Raw genomic sequence first — 20,756 nt, 5'->3', positions numbered from 1 at the left:
CGGCTTCCGCCAGATGGGACACAAAGGGGTGATCAGGTGCAATCCGGACCCGATTTGGGGCACGGGAGGGGCTTGGCGGGGGAGTCCGGGGGCACGGCCGTGCGCCCGCTCACACCTCGAAGCCGGCGGCGCCGCCGGGCGGGACGGCCTACGGGCACGCCGGTATCACGCACCGGTAGCCGTTGGCGGCGCGGGCGGAGGTGATCAGGCGCTGCTGCTCGCACTGACGCAGGGCGCGCGGTGTCGCCCCGGTCACCGCCGCCAGTTCACCGATCCATGCCCCCTCGCGACTCCTACGACCCCAGGATCGAGGCCAGGAACTCCCCGACCCAGCCCAGCAGTTCGCGGCCGACCAGTGGCTTGCCGCCGACCTTCGCGGTCTTCGGGCGCGGGACCAGCAGCTGGTGGACGGCCGGCTTGACGACCGTGCCCGGGTAGAGGCGCTTGACCCGCAGCTCCTGCGACTCGCGCAACTCCACCGGGGCGAAGCGGATGCTGGTGCCCTGCAGGACGATCTCGCCGACGCCGCACGCGCGCGCGAGCATCCGCAGCCCGGCCACCAGGAGCAGGTTCTCCACCGGCTCGGGCAACTTGCCGTAGCGGTCGGTGAGTTCCTCGCGGACGGCCTTGATGTCCTCCTCCGAGTTGGCGGAGGCGATGGCCCGGTACGCCTGCAGGCGCAGCCGCTCGCCGGGCGCGTAGTCGTGCGGGACGTGCGCGTCGACCGGCAGCTCGATCTTGACCTCGAGCGGCGGCTCCTCCTCGATCTCGCCGGTCTCCAGCTGCCGCCGGTAGTCCGCGACGGCCTCGCCGACCATGCGGACGTACAGGTCGAAGCCGACGCCCGCGATGTGCCCGGACTGCTCGCCGCCGAGGAGGTTGCCCGCGCCGCGGATCTCCAGGTCCTTCATCGCCACGTACATGCCCGCGCCCATCTCCGTGTGCTGGGCGATGGTCGCCAGGCGCTCGTGCGCGGTCTCCGTCAGCGGCTTCTCCGGCGGGTACAGGAAGTAGGCGTAGCCGCGCTCGCGGCCCCGGCCGACGCGGCCGCGCAGCTGGTGCAGCTGGGACAGGCCGAAGGTGTCGCCGCGCTCCACGATCAGCGTGTTGGCGTTGGAGATGTCGATGCCGGACTCGACGATCGTGGTCGAGACGAGGACGTCGGACTTCTTCTCCCAGAAGTCGACGACGACCTGCTCCAGCGTCGACTCCGACATCTGGCCGTGGGCGGTGGCGATGCGCGCCTCGGGGACGATCTCGCGCAGCCGGGCCGCCGCGCGGTCGATGGACTCGACGCGGTTGTGGATGTAGAAGACCTGGCCCTCGCGCAGCAGTTCGCGGCGGATGGCCGCGCCGATCTGCCGCTCCTCGTACGGCCCGACGAAGGTGAGGACCGGGTGGCGCTCCTCCGGGGGCGTGGTGATCGTGGACATCTCACGGATGCCGGTGACCGCCATCTCCAGGGTGCGCGGGATGGGGGTGGCCGACATGGTCAGCACGTCCACGTTGGCGCGGAGCTTCTTCAGCTGTTCCTTGTGCTCGACGCCGAAGCGCTGCTCCTCGTCGACGATGACCAGGCCCAGGTCCTTGAACTTCGTCTCGGAGGAGAACAGGCGGTGGGTGCCGATGACGACGTCCACCGCGCCGTCCTTCAGCCCCTCCAGGACGGCCTTGGCCTCGGTGTCGGTCTGGAAGCGGGACAGCGCCTTCACGCTCACCGGGAACTGCGCGTACCGCTCCGAGAACGTCCCGAAGTGCTGCTGCACCAGCAGGGTCGTGGGCACGAGCACGGCGACCTGTTTGCCGTCCTGTACGGCCTTGAAGGCGGCCCGCACCGCGATCTCGGTCTTGCCGTATCCGACGTCGCCGCAGATCAGGCGGTCCATGGGGACCGACTTCTCCATGTCCTCCTTGACCTCGGCGATGGTGGTGAGCTGGTCCGGGGTCTCCGCGTAGGGGAAGGCGTCCTCCAGCTCGCGCTGCCAGGGCGTGTCGGCGCCGAAGGAGTGTCCGGGGGCGGCCATGCGCGCGCTGTAGAGCTTGATCAGGTCGGCGGCGATCTCCTTGACGGCCTTCTTCGCGCGGGCCTTGGTCTTCGTCCAGTCGGCACCGCCGAGCCGGTGCAGGGTGGGCGCCTCGCCGCCGACGTACTTGGTGATCTGCTCCAGCTGGTCGGTCGGGATGTAGAGCCGGTCGCCGGGCTGGCCGCGCTTGGCGGGTGCGTACTCCACGACGAGGTACTCGCGGGTGGCGCCCTGCACCGTGCGCTGCACCATCTCGATGTAGCGGCCGACGCCGTGCTGCTCGTGGACGATGTAGTCGCCCGGCTCCAGGGTGAGCGGGTCGATCGTCTTGCGGCGCCGGGCCGGCATCCGGGCGCCCTCGCGGCCGGTCGGGCGCTGGCCGGACAGGTCGGTCTCGGTGAGCACGGCGAGCTTCAGCGCCGGGTCCACCAGGCCGTACTCGATCGAGCCGCAGGACACGTGCACGACGGAGGGGCTCAGCTCGCCGAGGTCGGCGTCCATGCGGGCGGCGATGCCCTCGCTGCCGAGCACCTCGACCGTGCGGGCGGCCGGGCCGTGGCCCTCGGTGACGAACACCGTGCGCCAGCCGTCGGCGAGCCAGCCCTTGGTGTCGGCGAGGGCCCGCGCGGTGTCGCCGCGGTAGGTCTCGGGCGCGTGCATGCCGAGCTTGAGGGTGTCCGCGTCCAGTTCCTCATCGGCCGCGAACGGGGACACCGTCCACCACATCATGTCCAGTTCGCGGGCGCGGTCGCGGACGTCCGCGATGGACCACAGGGAGGCGGCGCCGACGTCGATCGGGGCTTCGCCGCCGCCGGCGGTGGCCGCCCAGGAGGCCTGCAGGAACTCCTGGGAGGTGGCCACGAGGTCGGCCGCACGCGTGCGTACCCGTTCCGGGTCGCAGACCACGGCCATCGCGCCCTTGGGCAGCACGTCGAGCAGCAGCTCCATGTCGTCCACGAGGACCGGGGCGAGGGACTCCATGCCCTCGACCGCGATGCCCTCGGCGATCTTGTTGAGCAGTTCACCCAGTTCCGGGTGCTCCTCGGCGAGGACGCGCGCGCGGGCGCGGACGTCGTCGGTGAGCAGCAGCTCGCGGCACGGCGGGGCCCACAGGCCGTGCTCGGCGACTTCCAGGGAGCGCTGGTCGGCGACCTTGAAGTAGCGGACCTCCTCGACGTCGTCGCCCCAGAACTCGACGCGCAGGGGGTGTTCCTCGGTGGGCGGGAAGACGTCCAGGATGCCGCCGCGCACGGCGAACTCGCCGCGCTTCTCGACCAGTTCCACGCGTGCGTAGGCGGCGGCCGCGAGGGCTTCCACGACCTCGTTCAGGTCGGCGGTCCGGCCGGTTCTCAGGGATACGGGCTCCAGGTCGCCAAGTCCCTTGACCTGCGGCTGGAGCACGGAGCGCACGGGCGCGACGACGACGGAGACCGGGCCGGTCTCGGGGTCGTCCGGGCTGGGGTGGGCGAGGCGGCGCAGGACGGCGAGGCGGCGGCCGACGGTGTCGCTGCGCGGGCTGAGCCGCTCGTGCGGGAGGGTCTCCCAGGAGGGGTACTCCACGACGCCCTCCGGGGGGAGGAGGGAGCGCAGGGCTGCCGCCAGGTCCTCGGCCTCGCGTCCCGTCGCCGTGACCGCGAGCACCGGGCGGCCGGCCTCGCGGGCGAGGGCGGCCACCGCGAAGGGGCGGGCCGCCGGGGGGCCGACGAGGTCGACGTGCATGCGGTTGCCGTCTGCGGCCGCCGTGATCGCTTCCGCGAGGGCGGGGTCCTTGACGACGGCGTCGAGCAGACCGTGCAGGCTCATGGGGGCTTTCCGTCCGGGGATGGGCAACGCATCCCAGCCTACGACTCCGTCGACCTCACCGTCGGGCCTGTGGACAACCCCGCCGTCCGGTTGCCGCACGGACAGCCGGGAAACCCGGTGCCGGGAAGTCCTTGCGGCTCCCCGGCACCGGGTTCTTCCCCCCGCAACCCCCGTATGCGGTGGTCGTGGCGTCGGCCCAGCCCCGCGCGGCTAGTCCGTCGCGATCGCGTTCAGTACGTTCATCCGGCCCGCCCGGAACGCCGGGATCAGCGCGGCGAACAGGCCCACGAAGGCCGAGGCGACGAAGACGGTGATGATCGTCGGCCAGGGGATCTCCAGGATCTTCAGGCCCTGGAGGGCGAGGAGCTTCTGGGCGGTCGCGCCCCACCCCATGCCGAGGCCGAGGCCGAGCAGGGCGCCGAAGACGGCGATCACCACGGACTCCAGGCGGATCATGCGGCGCAGCTGGCGGCGGGAGAGACCGATGGCCCGCATGAGGCCGATCTCCCGGGTCCGCTCGACCACCGACAGGGCCAGGGTGTTCACCACGCCCAGGACCGCGACGATGATCGCGAGGGCCAGCAGGCCGTAGATCATGTTCAGCAGCTGGCCGATCTGGTCCTTGAGCGCCTTCTTGTAGTCGGTCTGGTCGCGCACGGTCAGCTGCGGGAAGTCGTCGTGCATCGCCGACTTCAGCGCCTTGTAGGCGGCCGCCTGCTGCCCGTCCTCGGCGGTGGCGAAGACCAGCACGTCCAGCGGCATCCGGTCGGCGGGGACGTACTTGGAGAGCGTGGCGATGGACGTGTACTTGGCGCCCTGGTCGATCACGTCGTCGCTGGTGGTGATCGCGCGGACCGTCAGACGGGCGGTGGCGCCGTCCTTGAACGCGACGGTGATCTTCGAGCCGAGGCGGATGCCGTGGGCCTTGGCGAACTTCTCGTGGACCGACATCGAGTCGGGCAGGTAGGCGTCCTTCAGGTCACCGGCGACGGTCTTCTTGCGCACGTCGGTCGCATAGGTCGGGTCGGCCGCCGTGATGTCCGTGTCCTTGAGCGTCTGACCGTCCGGGGTGGTGAAGTCGGCGTCGGTCGGCCGGTACTCGGTGACCCGCGCGAGCCCCGGGGTGTCCCTGAGGGCCTTGACGGCCCGCGTGGGGATGAGACCGGTCTGCGGGTTGTCCGGCTGGATGATGAAGTCCGTGCCGACGGTCTTGTCGAGCTGGTCGGTGGCCGAGGCGACCATGGACGAGCCGACCACCGACAGGCAGGCCACCAGGGCCAGGCCGATCATCAGGGCCGCGCCGGTGGCGCCGGTGCGGCGCGGGTTGCGCAGCGCGTTGCGCTCGGCCATCCGGCCCACGGGGCCGAAGATCCGCAGGATGATCGCGCCGAGGACCCGGACCAGCCCGCCGGCGAGCAGCGGGCCGATGACGACGAAGCCGATCAGCGTGGCCACCACGCCCAGGCCCAGCCAGCCCGAGCCGGCCTTGGCCTTGTCGGCGGTGCCGGCGACGTACAGGCTCCAGCCGCCGGCGGCGGTGAGGAGGAGGCCGGTCACGGCCCGGATCACGCCCGACCTGGCGTCGGCCGGGGTGCCGGCGTCGCGCAGGGCGGCCATCGGGGAGATCTTGCCGGCGCGCCGGGCGGGCAGGTAGGCGGCCAGGACGGTGACCACGACGCCGAGGACCAGACCGACGGTGGGGGTCGTCCAGGCGACGGTCAGGTCGTCGGTCGACAGGTGCATCCCCATCTGGCCCATGAGCTTCATCAGGCCGACGGCGATGCCGACGCCCGCTCCGACGCCGAGCACGGAGCCGATCACGCCGAGCAGCAGCGCCTCGATCAGCACCGACCGGTTGACCTGCTTGCGGGAGGAGCCGATGGCGCGCATCAGGCCGATCTCGCGGGTGCGCTGGGCGACCAGCATGGAGAAGGTGTTGATGATCAGGAAGATGCCGACGAGGAAGGCGATCCCGGCGAAGCCGAGCATCGCGTACTTCATGACGTTCAGGAAGCTCTTGACGCTCTTCTGGTTGGCGTCGGCGACCTCCTTGGCGGTCTGCACCTTGTAGCCGTGGCCGAGGGCGGCGGTCACGTTCTTCTTCAGCTGCGCGTCGGTGACGCCCTGGGCGGCCGTGACGTTGACGTTGGTGTAGACGCCGGTCTTTCCGACCAGGGTCTGCTGGGCGGTCCTGGTGTCCAGGTAGAAGATCGCCGCGCCGGGGTTGGTGACCTTGAAGGCGGCGATGCCGGACACGCGCGCGTGGTGCGTGCCCACGACCGAGATCATGCCGATGTCGTCACCGAGCTTCAGGTGGTGCTTGTCGGCGGTGTCCTCGTCGACCATGACCTGGTCCGGGCCCCGGGGCGCCGTACCGGTGGTGATCTTCATGGTGCGGGCGTCGTTGCCGTTCCAGCTGCCGACGATGGTGGGCGCGCCGCTGCTGGGCGACAGCTTGTCCTTCTTGGCGTCGATGACGGTCACCGATGTGGAGAACACGGTGCCCTCGGCCTTCCGCACGCCCTCGGCCCCGCGCACCCTGCCGACCACGGCGGCCGGCAGGACGGGCGGCCTGCCCGTGCGGGAGGTGGTCTGGCCGGTGTCGGAGGAGCCCTTGGCGCTGACCGTCACGTCCGAGGCCGTGGCCTGGAAGAGTTTGTCGAAGGTGGTGTTCATCGTGTCGGTGAACACCAGCGTGCCGCACACGAACGCCACCGACAGCAGTACCGCGACCGCCGAGAGCGCCATCCGGCCCTTGTGCGCGAAGAAGTTGCGCATCGAGGTCTTCAGGACGGTCATGACGTACGCCCCCGGGCGTCGAAGTCCTTCATGCGGTCCAGGACCTGATCGGCCGTCGGGTTGTACATCTCGTCGACGATCCGGCCGTCGGCGAGGTAGAGCACCCGGTCCGCGTAGGAGGCGGCCACCGGGTCGTGCGTGACCATCACGATGGTCTGGCCGAGTTCGTCCACCGAGCGGCGCAGGAAGCCGAGGACTTCGGCACCCGCGCGCGAGTCGAGGTTTCCGGTCGGCTCGTCCCCGAAGATGATCTCCGGGCGGGCGGCGAGGGCGCGGGCCACGGCGACGCGCTGCTGCTGGCCGCCGGAGAGCTGGGTCGGCCGGTGCTTGAGGCGTCCGGCGAGCCCGACGGTCTCCACCACACGGTCCAGCCAGGCCTTGTCCGGCTTGCGGCCCGCGATGTCCATGGGCAGCGTGATGTTCTCGATCGCGTTCAGCGTCGGCAGCAGGTTGAACGCCTGGAAGATGAAGCCGATCCGGTCGCGGCGCAGCTGGGTGAGCTTCTTGTCCTTCAGGCCGGTGATCTCGGTCTCGGCCAGGTGGATCTGACCGCTGGTCACGGTGTCGAGCCCGGCGAGGCAGTGCATCAGCGTGGACTTGCCGGACCCCGAGGGGCCCATGATCGCGGTGAACTGCCCCCGCGCGATGTCCACGTCCACGTGATCGAGGGCGACGACACGGGTCTCGCCGGACCCGTACGCCTTCACGACCTGCCGCGCCCGCGCGGCAACGGCCGTAGGCCCTCCAGTGCCCCCGTGCCTGGGAATGGTCACAGCCGATGTCACGGTATGTCTCCTATGTCGGTGTACGAACAGTGTCGTGAAGCGGTACGTCGATGAGTCTCACGGGGAGAGGGGGTGCCGCGCGCTGGTGCGAAGCCCCCTCTTGTGCGGGGGAAATCCCCACCCCCGCCGGTTCGGTCAGCCGCCCCCCAGCGGCGTAAAGCCAGGTTAAGGACGCCTACCCGCCCGCCGCCTCCTCCGGCGGTACGAACCCTCCCCAGGCCGTTGTACGGAGACGCCCCCTAGGGGGCATCCACCGCCGGGTGGAGTTCTTCTCGGGGTCGGCTCCACCCTTCGGCCCGGACAGACTGCACCCTCCCGTCGCGTCAGGCTCAAGTGGGAAGCTGTCGTACCGCAGATAGGTGCAAGGGACACGGGGAGGGACACCGGTGGGGAGTACGACACCCGCGATACGCGGCGGCGCGGACGAGCGGCGGGACACCCGGCGGCGCGGCGCGGTGGTCGCCGCGCTGATGCTGGCGATGGCACTGGCCGCGCTGGACGCCACCATCGTCTCCACGGCCGTACCCCAGATCGTCGGCGACCTCGGTGGCTTCTCCGTCTTCTCCTGGCTCTTCTCGGGCTATCTGCTCGCGGTGACCGTCACGCTCCCGGTCTACGGCAAGCTGTCCGACACCTTCGGCCGCAAGCCGGTACTGGTGGCGGGCGCGGCCGTGTTCCTGCTGGGCTCGGTGCTGTGCGCGGGAGCCTGGAACATGGCGGCGCTGATCGCGTTCCGGGTGGTGCAGGGGCTGGGCGGCGGGGCGCTGCAGGGAACGGTCCAGACGCTGGCCGCCGACCTGTACCCGCTGGCGGAACGCCCGAAGATCCAGTCCAAGCTGTCCACGGTGTGGGCGGTGTCGGCGGTGGCCGGGCCGGGCCTCGGCGGAGTACTCGCCGCGTACGCCGACTGGCGCTGGATCTTCCTGATCAACCTGCCCATCGGCCTCGCCGCGCTGTGGCTGGTCGTCCGCCATCTGCACGAGCCCGAGCGGGAGAAGCCGCAGGCTCCGGACGGCACGGCACGCGCGCGCGTGGACTGGGCCGGCGCGCTCGCGGTGTTCGCGTGCGGCGGGGTGCTGCTGACCGCGCTGGTGCAGGGCGGGGTCGCCTGGGCGTGGCTGTCGGCGCCGTCACTGACCCTCTTCGGTACGGGCCTGGCGCTGGCCGCTGTGGTGGTCGTGGTGGAGCGGCGGGCGGCGCAGCCGATCATCCCCGGCTGGGTGTGGCGGCGCCGGACGATCGCGGCCGTCAACCTGGCGCTCGGCGCACTGGGACTGCTGATGGTGGCCCCGTCGGTCTTCCTGCCGACGTACGCCCAGTCGGTGCTCGGACTCGCGCCCGTGGCCGCCGGGTTCGTGCTGTCGGTGTGGACGCTCAGCTGGCCGGTGTCGGCGGCGTTCAGCCAGCACGTGTACCGGCGCATCGGCTTCCGGGACACCGCGCTGCTGGGCATCGGCCTGGCCGCGCTGATCCTCTTCGCGTTCCCGTTCCTGCCCTACCCCGGCTCCTGGTGGCAGCCCGCCCTGCTGATGCTGCTGCTCGGCGGGGCGCTCGGACTGTTCCAGCTGCCGCTGATCGTCGGGGTGCAGTCGACGGTGGGCTGGTCGGAGCGGGGCACCACGACCGCCTCGGTGCTGTTCTGCCGGCAGACCGGACAGACCCTGGGCGCCTCGCTGTTCGGTGCCGTCGCCAACGGGGTGCTGGCCGCACGGCTGGGCGGATCGGGCGATCTGGACTCCGTCACGCGCGCGTTGGACGCCGGTACGGCCCCGGAGGCGACCCGGCGGGCGATCGCCGACGCGGTGCACGCGGTGTACCTCGGGGCGGCGGGCGCGGCGGCGCTGGCCTTCGTGGTGCTGCTGGTGGTGGCTCCGCGACGGTTCCCGGTGCGCGACGAGTAGCCGCGCGGGCACGCCTGGACGGAGTTCCTCGCCGGGGTCCGTCAGCCCTTGTCGCCTTTGAACACGTTGTCCAGGTCATCGAGCAGGCCGGGGTCGCAGGGGCTCAGCGGGGTCGCCCTGACTGCATCCATGATCAGCTCGGCGATCCGCTCCACCCTGCGCTGGTATGTACGTGGATGGGATTCCTGCAGCCTTGTCAGGCCCTCCCGGGCGTAGAGGGTGCCAGAGGTCACGTGCCTGTTCATCACGGTCCGGGCATCCGGGGGCAGCAGCGAGCGGTCGGTGGGAGCCCAGATCACGGGTACGGTCGCCACGCTGTTCCGGTCCTGCTTCTGCCTGCGCCTGAAGGCGTCCCATTCCTTGCCGCACCACTCGCTGGTGAAGTAGCGGGTCGAGTAGAGCGGCACGAACACCTGGGCACGGGCCATGGCGCGCTGCATCGCCGGGCGCCAGCGCGTACCCAGGCGCAGTGTGGCGTCGAAGAAGCCGATGCCTGGTTCCTCGACCGGGAGGAGCTCCTCAAGAGCCGAGGTCAGGTCGGTGAAGAAGCGGTGTTCCGCGCTGCCCTTGCGGGCACGAGCCGGTGGCGTACGGGCGTAGCTCAGATAGAACAACGGGAAGAGCCGCGTCTCGAGCTGTCGCGCGGCCTCCGCCGCCTGTTCCCGCACCTGGACCGGGCTTCTGGGCAGGTTCGTGATCGTGCCGGTGATCTGAGGGGTGACGTCGATCGGTGCTCTGTCCCCGGATGCCACCAGGGAGCGCAGTCGCCCGTGCGCGTCGATCAGAGCCGTACCCGAGACGGGGAGCGGCATGGTGGAGCCTGCGGGGCGCAGTCGGATCCTGGGTGACTCGGAGCGGGGCGATGGCTCGAACCATGCCGCGACGACCGCGTTGTTGCCGGGCTGGGCGGGAGCCGCCGCGGGCAGAACGGCCTCTGCGAGCCGCAGCAGGACCAGCCTCGGAGTACCGGCCACAAACTCCGATCTCACCACGCGAACGCCCACACCCCGGCCCAGCCGATGAACACGATCCCTGCCGGCCTCCACGGTGAAGCCAGTGGTGAGCACGGCGTCGGGTCGCACAGCGACCCCCGTCCCGAGGAAGGCGCCGTCCCGGGTGATCCAGACGAGGGAGGGCAGGAAACTCTCGACTTCCGGGCGGCTCTCCAGCACCGACTGGACGTATTCACGGACCTGCACACGGTCTCTCGTGAGGACCGACACCCGTTCCGCCAGCACCCGCGGATTCGTTCCCGTCACGGCTACGACGTCAGCCAGCTCCGCCGTCCGGACCCACAGGTCGCCGTGATGCTCAGCAAGGGCCTTGCTGAGGTACGTCACGGCCTGGTCGTGGCTGAAGTCCTCCAGCGTCACCTTCCTGTGCCCTGCCTCCGGCCAGCGCGTCCCCTCCTCCAGGGTCACCAGCAGACTGCCGCAGCCCTCCGGCGGCAGCCACAGCGACCTCGACCCCGCCGGATCGCCCGGATAGCGCCTGAAGGTCTCCGATGTCACGCCGTCGTAGACCAGCAGCCAGCCCGAGTGGTCGCGCAGATGGTCATGGATGTCCGTCAGCAGCCCGGCGGGGAAGGAGCTGACCTTGACCCGGAAGATGCCGAGGTCGTTGGCCAGGGTGAGGAGATCCGCCAGCATGGACTCACGGGTGTGGGCGCGGATCCACCGGACCGTCTCGAACCTCTCGGCCGCACGCGCCGCGCAGTGAGCGGCGAGCGTGGTTTTGCCCACGCCCCGGGCCCCCTGGATCACGCAGGTCCCCACGCCCCCGTCCAGCACGGTCCGGACGTACGCGGCCTCGTCCCGCTGGACATGGTGCGGCGGTGGAGGAGGTATCTGCGCCGGATTCCTCAGGGTGTGCAGGAGCTGCCGCATCGTCTGCTCGTCACCGCTGAACTCGATCCTGGAACCCTGCCTCTCCAGAACCACTTCCACGTTCTGCCGTCGCCGCGGGAACAGCCGAGGCACGACCTCGCGCCACCGTCCCGGCTTCTCCACCGCTTCCGCACGCCTCAGCTGGTCCTGCAGCACCTCCCGCACCCCGTCGCGGAATGCGTACAGCACCGTGCTCGCGTCCTGACCCGGCACAGCCTGGGTACGTCGGACGAAGAGGCCTGCATGGAGGACCTCGTCGAGGTGCTGGGGTCTGGTGGGCGGGACCATCGTGCGGCAGACCAGCTGCATCACGGGGAGGGTGAGCAGCTCGGCGCCCGACAGCAGGCAGAGCAGCCGGTAGGCCTCCGGCGAGTTCCTCTCCCGGAAGCGTTCGACCAGGGCCTCGGGAGTGCTCGGTTCGTCCGCCGCGGCAACCGGGCTCCGGCCGTCGGCAGCCGCAGCCGGTCCCGGCCTGCGCCGCCGTGGGAACCCCCGCAGTTCCCACCACCGCTTCTCCCCCTCCTCCAGGGCCCGTTGGGCAGCCCGTTCATCCGCCGTCCCCGCCCGTCCCCGCGCGAGCCGTGCCGCAACCTCCTCCAGGTCTCCACCGGCCCCGCTGATGACCATCAGCGCCACCTCGGCGAACGCCCTGCTCTCCGCGGGCAGTTCGACCCCGTCCAGCCCGCCGCTCCGGCCGGCCGCGGCCACCAGGGCGGTGAAGTCGAGCACCCCGCCCAGCGTCGCCGCCACACGGTCGCTCACGTTGTCGATCACCTGGTCCAGTACGCGTCGCGACTCCGTGCGGGTCAGCCGGTCCAGCAACGCCTCCCGCACCCCGTCCCGGAAGTCGTACAGCACGCCGTCCGGGTCCTCGCCGGGCTCGGCCGGGGTCCGGCGGACGAGGAGCCCGGAGAGGAAGATCTCGGCCAGGTGCATGGGCGTGGACGCCGGGAGCATGGTGCGCTGGACCAGTCTCATCACGGGCAGGCTCAGTGGCGCGGCGGCCAGCAGCCGCAGCAGTCGGAAGGCCTCCGGCGAGTAGCCCTCCTCGAACCGTTCGATCCAGTCCGCCGGACGGTTCGGTTCCTGGTCCCGGGTGGCCGGGCCCGGGCGCTCGACCACGGTCAGGGCAGCGGCACGCAACGGCACCCAGTCCGTCGTACGGCCGGACACCAGCCGCGCCCACGGGCCCAGCCAGTCACCGGCGACCTCGAGCACCGGCAGCCAGCGGATCCGCGCGCGGTCGGCATCGCCCGCGCGGCCCCGCGCGACGCCCGGCAACGGACCCGACGACCGGACCTCGACGGTGGCCCGGCCCGTCTGTGTGCCCCGCGCCCGCACCGGGGCCGGACGCAGCGCCGTGCGGTGCCAGAGTCGGCTGGGCAGCACCTGGAGCGCGGCGACCGGCCTGTGCCCGGACCAGTCGGCCAGGGTGTCCGGGAGTTCGCTGCCGTACCAGGCGGGGCCCACGCCGTCGGTCAGGACCAGGACGGCGCGGCGGCCGGTCGGGTCGGCCAGCGTCTGCCGCCACCGGCGGGTGGGGGACGCGGACTGCGCTCCACGCCGGAACGGCGCCAGCGTCGGCTCGGGGCCGTCCGTCTGCAGGGCCCACGCCCGGACGTCGGCGAAGGCGCCGTGCCGGGCGAGGAGCGTGCGCAGTTCGTCGGCCAGCCGGTGCCAGACCGCCATCGTGGTGCCGGTGTCGATCAACAGGTCGGCGGAGAAACGCCGTTCGGCGGCCGGGCGCAGGACGGGCAGGAGCAGGCCGGTGTCGCCGGAGGCTGCCGCCGTGGCCGCCACGTCGAGGATCCGGGAGCGAGCCGACGGCACGGTCTGGCGCAGGGGGCGCAGGGCCCGGGTCAGGGAGAGGGTGTCGGGCAGCGCCCGGGGCTGGGCGACACGGATGGCGTGTGCGCCGCCGGGGCGGGCGGGGGCGGCGGCGCCGGGGAGGTGGAGACGGGCCGACGGGGGGTCGGGTTCGTCGGGGTCGTCCGGGGCGGTGTGGTCGTCCGGGAGTGCGGGGGGCACGGGGTCGGCCGGGGGTGGGGCGGCCGTCGGGTCGGTGCCGTTGCCGAGGAGCGACCAGTCGAGCGGGTCGAGGCCGCTGAGCCGGGCGATCCACAGCACGTCGAGGGCGTCGCTCGCGTCCGGCATGCCCCCCGCGTCGAGGAGACGGGCGAGCTCTTCGCGCAGGATGTCGTCGTGCCCGGTGTCCTCGGCCCCCGTCATGTCCGCTCAGCCCCGGTCCAGCGGCCGCAGGAGGTCCTCGCCGAGCAGGGCCCGTCCCGTCTCGTCGTCCCACAGCCCGCGTTCGGCCATGAGCAGCGCGTTGAGCAGCTGGTCGTTGGCCAGCGCGCCCACCTCCCGTTGTTTCGCGAGGAACTGGCCGATGAGCTCGTCGCGCACGGCGGCGGAGCCGTTGCCGTCCGCTCCGGGCTCGCCGAGGTGTGCCGCGACCATGCCGGTCAGCCGCTGCTTGTCCGCCGCCCCGATCTCCAGCCGGATGCAGCGGCGCAGGAACGCCATCGGGAACTCCCGCTCCTCGTTGCTGGTCAGGACGACGAACGGGAATTCGGCACAGGCCACTTCGCCGCCCCTGACCGTCACCTCCCTGCGGTCCGCCGTCGTCACCGTCTGCTCCTGCTTTCCGAGGCGGGCCAGTTCGGGAATGGGGAACTCGCCTTCCTCGAACACGTTGAGGAGGTCGTTCGGGAAGTCCATGTCGCTCTTGTCGATCTCGTCGATGAGCAGCACCCGGGGCCGTTTCCAGGGCAGCAGCGCCGTGCCGAGCGGACCGAGCGACAGGTACTTGCCGATGTCCGGCGCCTCGATCGCCTCGTCGGGACGCCCGGTCAGGGCGCCCGCGTTGCGCAGCCCCGCGTCGTAGAGGCGGCCGACCGCGTCGTACTCGTACAGCCCGTCCTTGAGCGTCGTACGGCTGGTGACGGGCCAGCGCAGCACCGGTCCGAGTTTCAGCTCGTGCGCGACGGAGTAGGCGAGCGTGGACTTGCCGGTGCCGGGCTTGCCGGTGAGCAGGAGCGGCCGGCGCAGGTGCAGGGCGAGGTTCACGAGGTGTTTCTCGCGCTCGCCGGCCTGATAGGCGGCGCCCTGACCGGCCCGGCCGAGGTGGCGCCGGACGGCGTCGTCGGGGGCGTCCGGCGTGTCGAGCAACAGCTCGGGCTGGGCGCGGCCGTGCCGGAAGGCCCGCCAGGGGGGTGCTTCGGGGAGCCTGCGGACGGCATCGCCCGGGAGGCCGGTGCCCTCGTAGACCCACCAGTCCGGCTTCTTCGTCATGCTGCTCCTTCGCCGGCCCCGCGGGTGCCGGACATCAGCTGGTCCTGGCCGCTGAAGACGCATGTCGGGTCGTCCCACAGCAGGGTGATCTGGTTGTGCACGCTCCGCGGGTCCTTGCGGCCCCGTCTGCGCGCCTGGTGCACGCTGTGCGGCAGGTCGGCCAGCAGGGCGGGCGGTTGTCCCGCACGCAACACGTCCAGCAGCGGGCCCGGGTCGGCCTTGTCCCGCCGCCAGACCATGACCGGGATGCCGTCCAGCAGCAGGGCATCGCGCACGGCGTCCCTGAGGAGGTCGTCGCCGTGGTCGTAGGGGGCGGCGAGGCCCAGGCAGGACAGGTCGGTGTGCCGGTCCAGCCAGTCGGCGACGTCGGCGGCGTCGGTCAGCCGCAGGGGCGGGTACTTGCCCGGGGGGCAGCTCCGGCGCTTCGCCGGCATGTCGGGCGTGTCGTCGTCGCACGCCCCGTCCCCGGCCCCGTCCGGGCTCATCCAGCCGATGCGTTCCAGCGCGTCACCGGGCGAGCAGTCGCGGTCCAGGGCCTTCCAGCGGCGCAGCCACGCGTCGTGGACCGTGCTGTCCTTGTAGCGCGTCAGGGACCGTACGACGACCTGGCAGGTGTGGCTGATCGGCACGTCGGCCACACCCCCCGGCCATGACTCGGCCGGGTGGCCGAGCAGGGAGTGCGGCAGCAGGAACTCCACCCTCTTGCTCACTCCCCGCGCCGCCTGCGCCGGTTCCTGCCAGGTGGCCAGGAAGGCGCGGCCGCGGCGTTCCAGTTCCTCGCCGGTGAACAGCTCGGGCAGGGACCGCGAACCCAGGTAGTCGGGCCGGGCGTCGCCGACGCGCTGGTAGTAGTAGCCGCGCAGCGAGTACTGACGCTGCGTGCTGGGCAGGTCGGTGGGGGCGCCTTCCTCCTCGACCCGTATCTGGATGATGATCTGGCGTTCGCCGCCGGCCGGCGCCGCGGGGTCCTGCTCCCGGTGCCCCGCTCGGTCCCGGCCGGGGACCGAGGCCAGCAGGCGGCTCAGCCCCGGTGTCATGGTCATCGGCTCCTGCGCCAGCATCCCGAGAAAGCGGAGCAGGTCCCGGCGCGGGGTGTCGGGGTCGCCGGCCGGCACCCGTGCGTCGTAGAGCTGGAAGAGCACCTGCGGCAGTGAGCGGCCGTCCAGCGGGCGGCCGGCGACACTGCGTTCGGTGCTGTACCGGGAGATCGCGGTCTTCCCGAAGTCCTCCGGCTGGTCGCGCAGTACGTCGACGAGCTCCAGCATGAACGGGGCGGGCAGCGGACCGGACGGCGCGGTCAGCACCGTCACCGCGAGCCGGAACCACGCGGTGCCGATGTCGTCCTCCCTGACGACCAGCAGCGCGTCGCGCAGCGCCTCCAGTGCCGCGGCGCGCCGGACGGCGCGGACGATGGTGCGCAGGTGCGTCCGGGTGTCCGGGGACTCGGGCACGAGGAACGCGTGACCGAGTCCGAGGCGCTCGCCCGTCTCGTTCAGGAGGTCCTGCCGGACGGCGAGTTCGTGCAGCCCGTCGGTGCCGAGCAGGATGGCCACTAGCTGACGGTCCGTCCTCCACCGCCACCCCGTGCGCGGGTTGCCCCGGTGCCCCGCGTGGCCGCCGGACCGCGAGCGGCGCCCGAAGAGCACTCACTCCTCCCCGAGGACGAGTCCGCAGGCCACGAGCAGGTCCCGCACGCCCTTGGTGCCGGTGTCGTCCGGCGCGATCGTCTCCAGAGCGAGGTACATCGCCTTCAGCGCCGCGTGGGCCGTCAGGGCCGTACGTCTGATGCGGCGGTCCAGTGCGCGCAGGTGCGTGCGGGCGTCCGGGGACTCCGGCACGTCGAAGAAGCTCCCCGGGCCTTCGAGGAACTCGCCCATCAGCTCCAGCAGTTCATGACGGGCGCCGAGCTGGTGCAGCGCCGGGCATGCCATGAGGGCGTCGACCAGGTCCTTCGAGCCGGGCGGCACGAAGGTCGCGGTCGGCTCCGGGCGCCGCACCGGCGCCGACGCCACGACCGGTGCCGACGCCACGGCTGGCGAGGCCACCACGACCGGCGAGGGCAGCACGGCCGGCGAGGGCACCGACGGCGGGGCGGCCGAGGCGGTTTCACGCGGCGGCGGGGCGGCCGGGTCACCTTCGCGCGGCGGCAGCAGGGGCACCGTGCCCAGCCGCGGCACCGTCTCGTACGGCTGGCCGGTCAGCAGCCGCAGCAGCGGCTCCGCGCCCTCGACGGTGAAGTCCTCGACGGCGTACCAGGTGTGGGCACGTCCGCCCAGCCACAGGGGCAGGTCGTCCGGGGAGCCACCGGGCAGGACCACGGGAATGATCTTCTCCAGCGCGGCTTCGGGATCCTCGTACACGAGGCGCCGCAACAGCCCAGCCTCCGACTGCACCCCCGCGCCCTCACCGGGCCCGGCGTCGCCCTCCGCACGCCGCTTGTACTCCGGCGAGGCGACGACGATCACGTGCCGGCAGGCCCGCACGCCGCGCAGCATCCACAGCACCCAGTCCTGACGGCGTTCGGCCGCGGGCAGGTCCAGTTCGGCGTCGATCCCGCAGCGGCGCAGGAAGCGGTAGAAGTCCCTCACCCGGTCGACGTGCTCCGCGTCGTCATGGGCGTACGAGATGAACACCCGCTCCGGTGACGTCGCCGTCCCACTCATGTGGTCTCCCCCTTGCCTGCCGCACACCACGCCGAGTGGATCCACTATGGCTCAACGGTGACGCCGGGTCTGGTGGTTTGACGAGACGTCATCGAAGCGCGTGTTCCCGTAGTAAGCGCATACCGACTGGCCAGTTTGGCGAAAACGCCGCGCGGGGGGAACCGCGCGAGTAGCGTGCGTGGCTCCGCACCCCCCACCTCCCTGCGGTCCGCCGCCACGGACCCGAGCCACGCAAGGAGCCCCGGGATGTCCTACGACCCGTCCCCTTCGTCGTACGCCCCGCCTCACCAGCCCTACGAACCACAGTCCTACGAGCCACCCCGCCCGTCCTACGATCCCCTCACCTACCCCTGGCAGCCCGCTCCCCCGCCACCGCCCCGTCCGGGTCACCGCCCGTCCCGTGAGCCCCTCGGCCATCACAGCGACCTGCGGGTGCTGCGCAGCGCCTACCGCTGGCAGCGGCGGACCGCCACGCTCACCGCACTGGGCTACTTCACGCTGTTCCTGATCCTGTCCGCGTGCGCGCCCGGCGTCATGACCAGCACCGTCGCCGACGGCATACCCGCCGGCCTGCTGCTCGCCCTGGTCCAGCTCCCGGTCACCTGGCTGGCGATCGCCCTGTACGAGCACACCGCGCGCCGGCACGTCGATCCGCTCGCGGACCGCATCCGCAAGGAAGCCGAACTGGACGCACGCCGAGGAGCGACCCGATGACCGGCGCCGCCGGCTCCCCCGCCGTGGGGGGCTTCACGGGTTTCAGCGGTTCGTCCCAGGCCATGTCCCTGGTCGCCTTCTCCACCGTCGCCACGGTGACCCTGCTGCTGTGTGTGATGACCGGCCCCGACGGCGACGACCTCGACGAGTTCTACACCGGCTACGGCTCCCTGTCGCCGCTGCGCAACGGCCTCGCCATCGCCGGCGACTACATCTCCGCGGCCACCGTCCTCGGCACCGGCGGGGTGATCGCCCTGTGCGGCTACGACGGCGTCGCCCTCGCCCTCAGCACGGCGCTGTCGCTGATGCTGCTGATGTTCCTGCTCGCCGAACCGCTGCGCAACGCCGGCCGGTTCACCATGGGCGACGCGCTGGCCCGCCGGCTGCCGGGCCGCGCGGTGCGCATCACGGCCTGCGCGGTCACCATCGCCGCCCTGCTGCCGCTGATGCTCGTCCAACTCGCCGGAACCGGGCAGCTGATGGCGTTCATCCTGGGCTTCTCCAACGAGTCGCTGAAGACCGGATGCGTCGTGGGACTCGGCACCCTGATGATCGCCTACGCGGCGATCGGCGGCATGAAGGGCACCGCGCTCATCCAGATCCTGAAGATCGTGATGCTGGTCGGGTCGGGCGCCGTGGTCGCCGTACTGATGCTGCACCGCTTCGGCTGGGACCCGGGCGCCCTGTTCGCCGCGGCGTCCCGGCAGAGCGGCGCCGGGCCGGCCTTCCTGCACTCGGGGCTGGAGTTCGGCACCTCCGGCAGGTCACGCCTGGACATGGTCGCCTCGGAGCTGACCGTCGTGCTCGGCGGCGGTGTGCTGCCGCACATCACCATGCGCATGTACACCGCTTCCAGCGCCCGCCAGGTACGCCGCTCGATGTCCTGGGCGGTGTCGATCGTCGCCCTGTTCGTGCTGGTCATCACGGTGGTGGGGTTCGGTGCCACGGCACTGGTCGGCCGCGCCGTGATCGCCGGGGCCGACCCGCAGGGCAACACCGCCTATCTGCTGGGCTCGCGGGCCGTGTTCGGCGCGGACGTGTCGACGGCGGAGACCTTCCTGTTCACCCTGGTGACGACGGCGATCTTCCTGACCCTGCTCGCGTCGGTCGCCGGGATGATCCTGGCCTGCGCCAACTCCCTCGCCCACGACGTGTTCGCCGCCCGTGTGCAGGAGATGCCGGCCCGGCGCGAAATGGCCCTGGCCCGCGTCTCCGCGCTCGCCATAGGGGTGCCGACGATCCTGTTGGCCACGCTGGTGCAGCACCACAGCCTGCAGCCCCTCGTGACGCTCTCCTTCTGCCTGGGCGCCTCGGCCATCGCGCCGGCCCTGGTCTACGGGCTCTTCTGGCGCCGCTACACCCGCAGCGGGCTGCTGAGCACGCTGATCGGGGGCTCGCTGACCGTGCTGCTGCTCATGCCGGGCACCAATCTGGTCTCCGGCTCCCCCGTGTCGGCCTTCCCGCACGCCGACTTCAACTGGTTCCCGTTCACCACGACCGGCATCGTCTCCATCCCGGCCGGCTTCCTCTTCGGTTGGCTCGGCACGGTCGTCTCGGGCCGCGCCGACGCGGAGCGACAGCGCCGCCAGTACGAGGCGGTGGAGGGACGGATCCTGGCGGGAGCGGTGCGGGAGGGAGGGTGACGGGGGCGGCGGCCAAGGCTGCGGTCGGCCCCGGGGCGACCGAAGGTGGGCCGGGGCCGGAGGGGGCCGGGGGCCAGAGGGGGCTGGGCCCGGAGGTGGGCCGGGTGGCCGGAGGGGGCCCCGGGAGCCGGGGGTGACCCGGGGAGCCGGGAGCCGGGGGTGACCCAGGGAGCCGGGGGAGCCGGAGGTGACCCAGGGAGCCGGGGGAGCCGGAGGTGACCCAGGGGCTATTCCAGCGCCGCTCTTCCGGTCAGGGAGATCAGGTTGGTGCGGGCCTCGTCCATATGTGCCTGCACGTGGTCCCAGGCATCGCCGTGCTCACGCAGCACCTGCTCCGTCTCGCGGGCGAGGCGTTCCTCGCACGCGTGTGCCTCGGCGAGGATGGCGGCGGCACGCGCGCGTGCCGCCTCCTGGCTGCGGTGCGCGAACTCCTCGGCCTCGGCGAGGACCCGCTCGGCGTCGGCCACCGCCGCCTCGGCCCGCCGCGTCCGCTGGGCGTACTCGGCGTCCAGGGCGGCGAACCGCTCGGCCTCCTCCCGCTCGACCTCGGCCCACCGCTCGGCCTGCTGCCGGGACTGCTCGGCGGCCAACCCGGCGGTGCGCTGCCGCATCTCGCGCAACGCGGTGAGCATCTCCGCGCGCTCTCGCTTCACTTCGCGCCGCGCGCCGATGCGGATGGCGTCGGCCTCGGCACGGGCGGCGAGGAGCCGCTGGCGGGCGTGTTCGTCCGCCGCCTTGCGCAGCGCCTCCGCCGCTTGCTGCGCTTTCCGGCGCGCGCTGTCGGCGCGCACTTCGGCCTGCGCGACCAGCTGTTGCGCTTCACGCTTCGTGCGCTCACCCAGGTCCGCCGCGTCCTCCTGGACGAGCTGGAACAAGCGCCGTGCGCGTCCCCCGAGCGACTCGTACGTCTGCGGCGGGAGCTGGGCGAGGACCTCGCGCATCCGCGCGGCCTCCGCTTCCATGTCCTTGGCGAGGACGGTCAGCCGAGCGGCACGTTCCCAGGCGGCGTCGCGATCGGACCACAGCGTCTCCATGTAGGCGTCGACCTGGTCGGTGCGGTAGCCGCGCCCCCGGACGGTCACAAAGCCGTGCGGCGACTTCGATGCACTGCTCACCCTGGGAACCCCTCTCCACCGGACATACACGACAGAATGATTTCGCGCATATCTTGATGGATCGGACGTAAGCGTTCATAACGCGACACTCCGCGGCCACACCGCGGTCGCCCTCGCGCATGTGGCGCT

The 20,756-nt window shown here is 72.0% G+C and carries 11 protein-coding genes and 1 pseudogene; 3 read left to right on the top strand and 9 right to left on the bottom strand.

Features of this window, described 5'->3' with window-relative positions; all coding sequences use genetic code 11:
* Nucleotides 1-172 precede the first annotated feature (172 nt).
* The 4 genes and pseudogenes from ACZ7HQ_RS21320 to ACZ7HQ_RS21305 all read right to left on the bottom strand — a co-directional run.
* Nucleotides 173-274 (bottom strand): annotated as a pseudogene (locus ACZ7HQ_RS21320) (MerR family DNA-binding transcriptional regulator); the annotation flags it as partial.
* A gap of 19 nt (nucleotides 275-293) precedes the next feature.
* Nucleotides 294-3,827, bottom strand: a complete 3,534-nt coding sequence (mfd, locus tag ACZ7HQ_RS21315; RefSeq protein ID WP_470991944.1) for a transcription-repair coupling factor — start codon at nucleotides 3,825-3,827, stop codon at nucleotides 294-296.
* Between the two features lie 210 nt (nucleotides 3,828-4,037).
* The gene (locus ACZ7HQ_RS21310; protein ID WP_470991941.1) at nucleotides 4,038-6,626 is read right to left on the bottom strand and encodes an ABC transporter permease; all 2,589 of its coding nucleotides are present in this window, start codon (nucleotides 6,624-6,626) and stop codon (nucleotides 4,038-4,040) included.
* Nucleotides 6,623-7,411 carry an ABC transporter ATP-binding protein gene (locus ACZ7HQ_RS21305; RefSeq protein ID WP_470991938.1) on the bottom strand — a complete coding sequence of 263 codons (789 nt, stop codon included), beginning with the start codon at nucleotides 7,409-7,411 and terminating at the stop codon, nucleotides 6,623-6,625. The genes ACZ7HQ_RS21310 and ACZ7HQ_RS21305 overlap by 4 nt, the downstream gene beginning before the upstream one ends.
* A gap of 386 nt (nucleotides 7,412-7,797) precedes the next feature.
* Here ACZ7HQ_RS21305 and ACZ7HQ_RS21300 point away from each other — a divergent pair, with 386 nt between their 5' ends.
* The gene (locus ACZ7HQ_RS21300; protein WP_470991935.1) at nucleotides 7,798-9,312 is read left to right on the top strand and encodes an MFS transporter; all 1,515 of its coding nucleotides are present in this window, start codon (nucleotides 7,798-7,800) and stop codon (nucleotides 9,310-9,312) included.
* Between the two features lie 41 nt (nucleotides 9,313-9,353).
* Here ACZ7HQ_RS21300 and ACZ7HQ_RS21295 read toward each other — a convergent pair whose 3' ends face one another.
* The 4 genes from ACZ7HQ_RS21295 to ACZ7HQ_RS21280 all read right to left on the bottom strand — a co-directional run bounded on the left by ACZ7HQ_RS21295 (nucleotide 9,354) and on the right by ACZ7HQ_RS21280 (nucleotide 17,155).
* Nucleotides 9,354-13,427 carry a TIR-like protein FxsC gene (locus ACZ7HQ_RS21295; RefSeq protein WP_470991932.1) on the bottom strand — a complete coding sequence of 1,358 codons (4,074 nt, stop codon included), beginning with the start codon at nucleotides 13,425-13,427 and terminating at the stop codon, nucleotides 9,354-9,356.
* Nucleotides 13,428-13,433: 6 nt separating this feature from the next.
* Nucleotides 13,434-14,492, bottom strand: a complete 1,059-nt coding sequence (locus tag ACZ7HQ_RS21290) for an AAA family ATPase (RefSeq protein WP_470991929.1) — start codon at nucleotides 14,490-14,492, stop codon at nucleotides 13,434-13,436.
* Nucleotides 14,489-16,045, bottom strand: a complete 1,557-nt coding sequence (locus ACZ7HQ_RS21285; RefSeq protein WP_470991926.1) for a VMAP-C domain-containing protein — start codon at nucleotides 16,043-16,045, stop codon at nucleotides 14,489-14,491. The genes ACZ7HQ_RS21290 and ACZ7HQ_RS21285 overlap by 4 nt, the downstream gene beginning before the upstream one ends.
* A 93-nt stretch (nucleotides 16,046-16,138) precedes the next feature.
* A complete protein-coding gene (locus tag ACZ7HQ_RS21280) occupies nucleotides 16,139-17,155 on the bottom strand; it encodes a TIR domain-containing protein (protein WP_470991923.1) in 1,017 nt (338 codons plus the stop codon).
* 246 nt (nucleotides 17,156-17,401) lie between these two features.
* Here ACZ7HQ_RS21280 and ACZ7HQ_RS21275 point away from each other — a divergent pair, with 246 nt between their 5' ends.
* Entirely contained in the window at nucleotides 17,402-17,869 is a 468-nt protein-coding gene (locus ACZ7HQ_RS21275; RefSeq protein ID WP_470991920.1) for a DUF485 domain-containing protein, read from the top strand.
* A complete protein-coding gene (locus tag ACZ7HQ_RS21270; protein ID WP_470991917.1) occupies nucleotides 17,866-19,512 on the top strand; it encodes a sodium/solute symporter in 1,647 nt (548 codons plus the stop codon). Before ACZ7HQ_RS21275 ends, ACZ7HQ_RS21270 begins: the two co-directional genes overlap by 4 nt.
* Before the next feature lie 227 nt (nucleotides 19,513-19,739).
* Here ACZ7HQ_RS21270 and ACZ7HQ_RS21265 read toward each other — a convergent pair whose 3' ends face one another.
* Nucleotides 19,740-20,627: an ATP synthase F0 subunit B gene (locus ACZ7HQ_RS21265; protein ID WP_470991914.1), complete on the bottom strand. Its 888-nt coding sequence runs from the start codon at nucleotides 20,625-20,627 to the stop codon at nucleotides 19,740-19,742.
* Nucleotides 20,628-20,756: the final 129 nt, after the last annotated feature.

This window comes from Streptomyces sp. NPDC037290 (assembly GCF_055603245.1).
The sequence above is the reverse complement of the archived record's forward strand: the minus strand, read 5'-3'. Positions and strand labels throughout refer to the sequence as shown.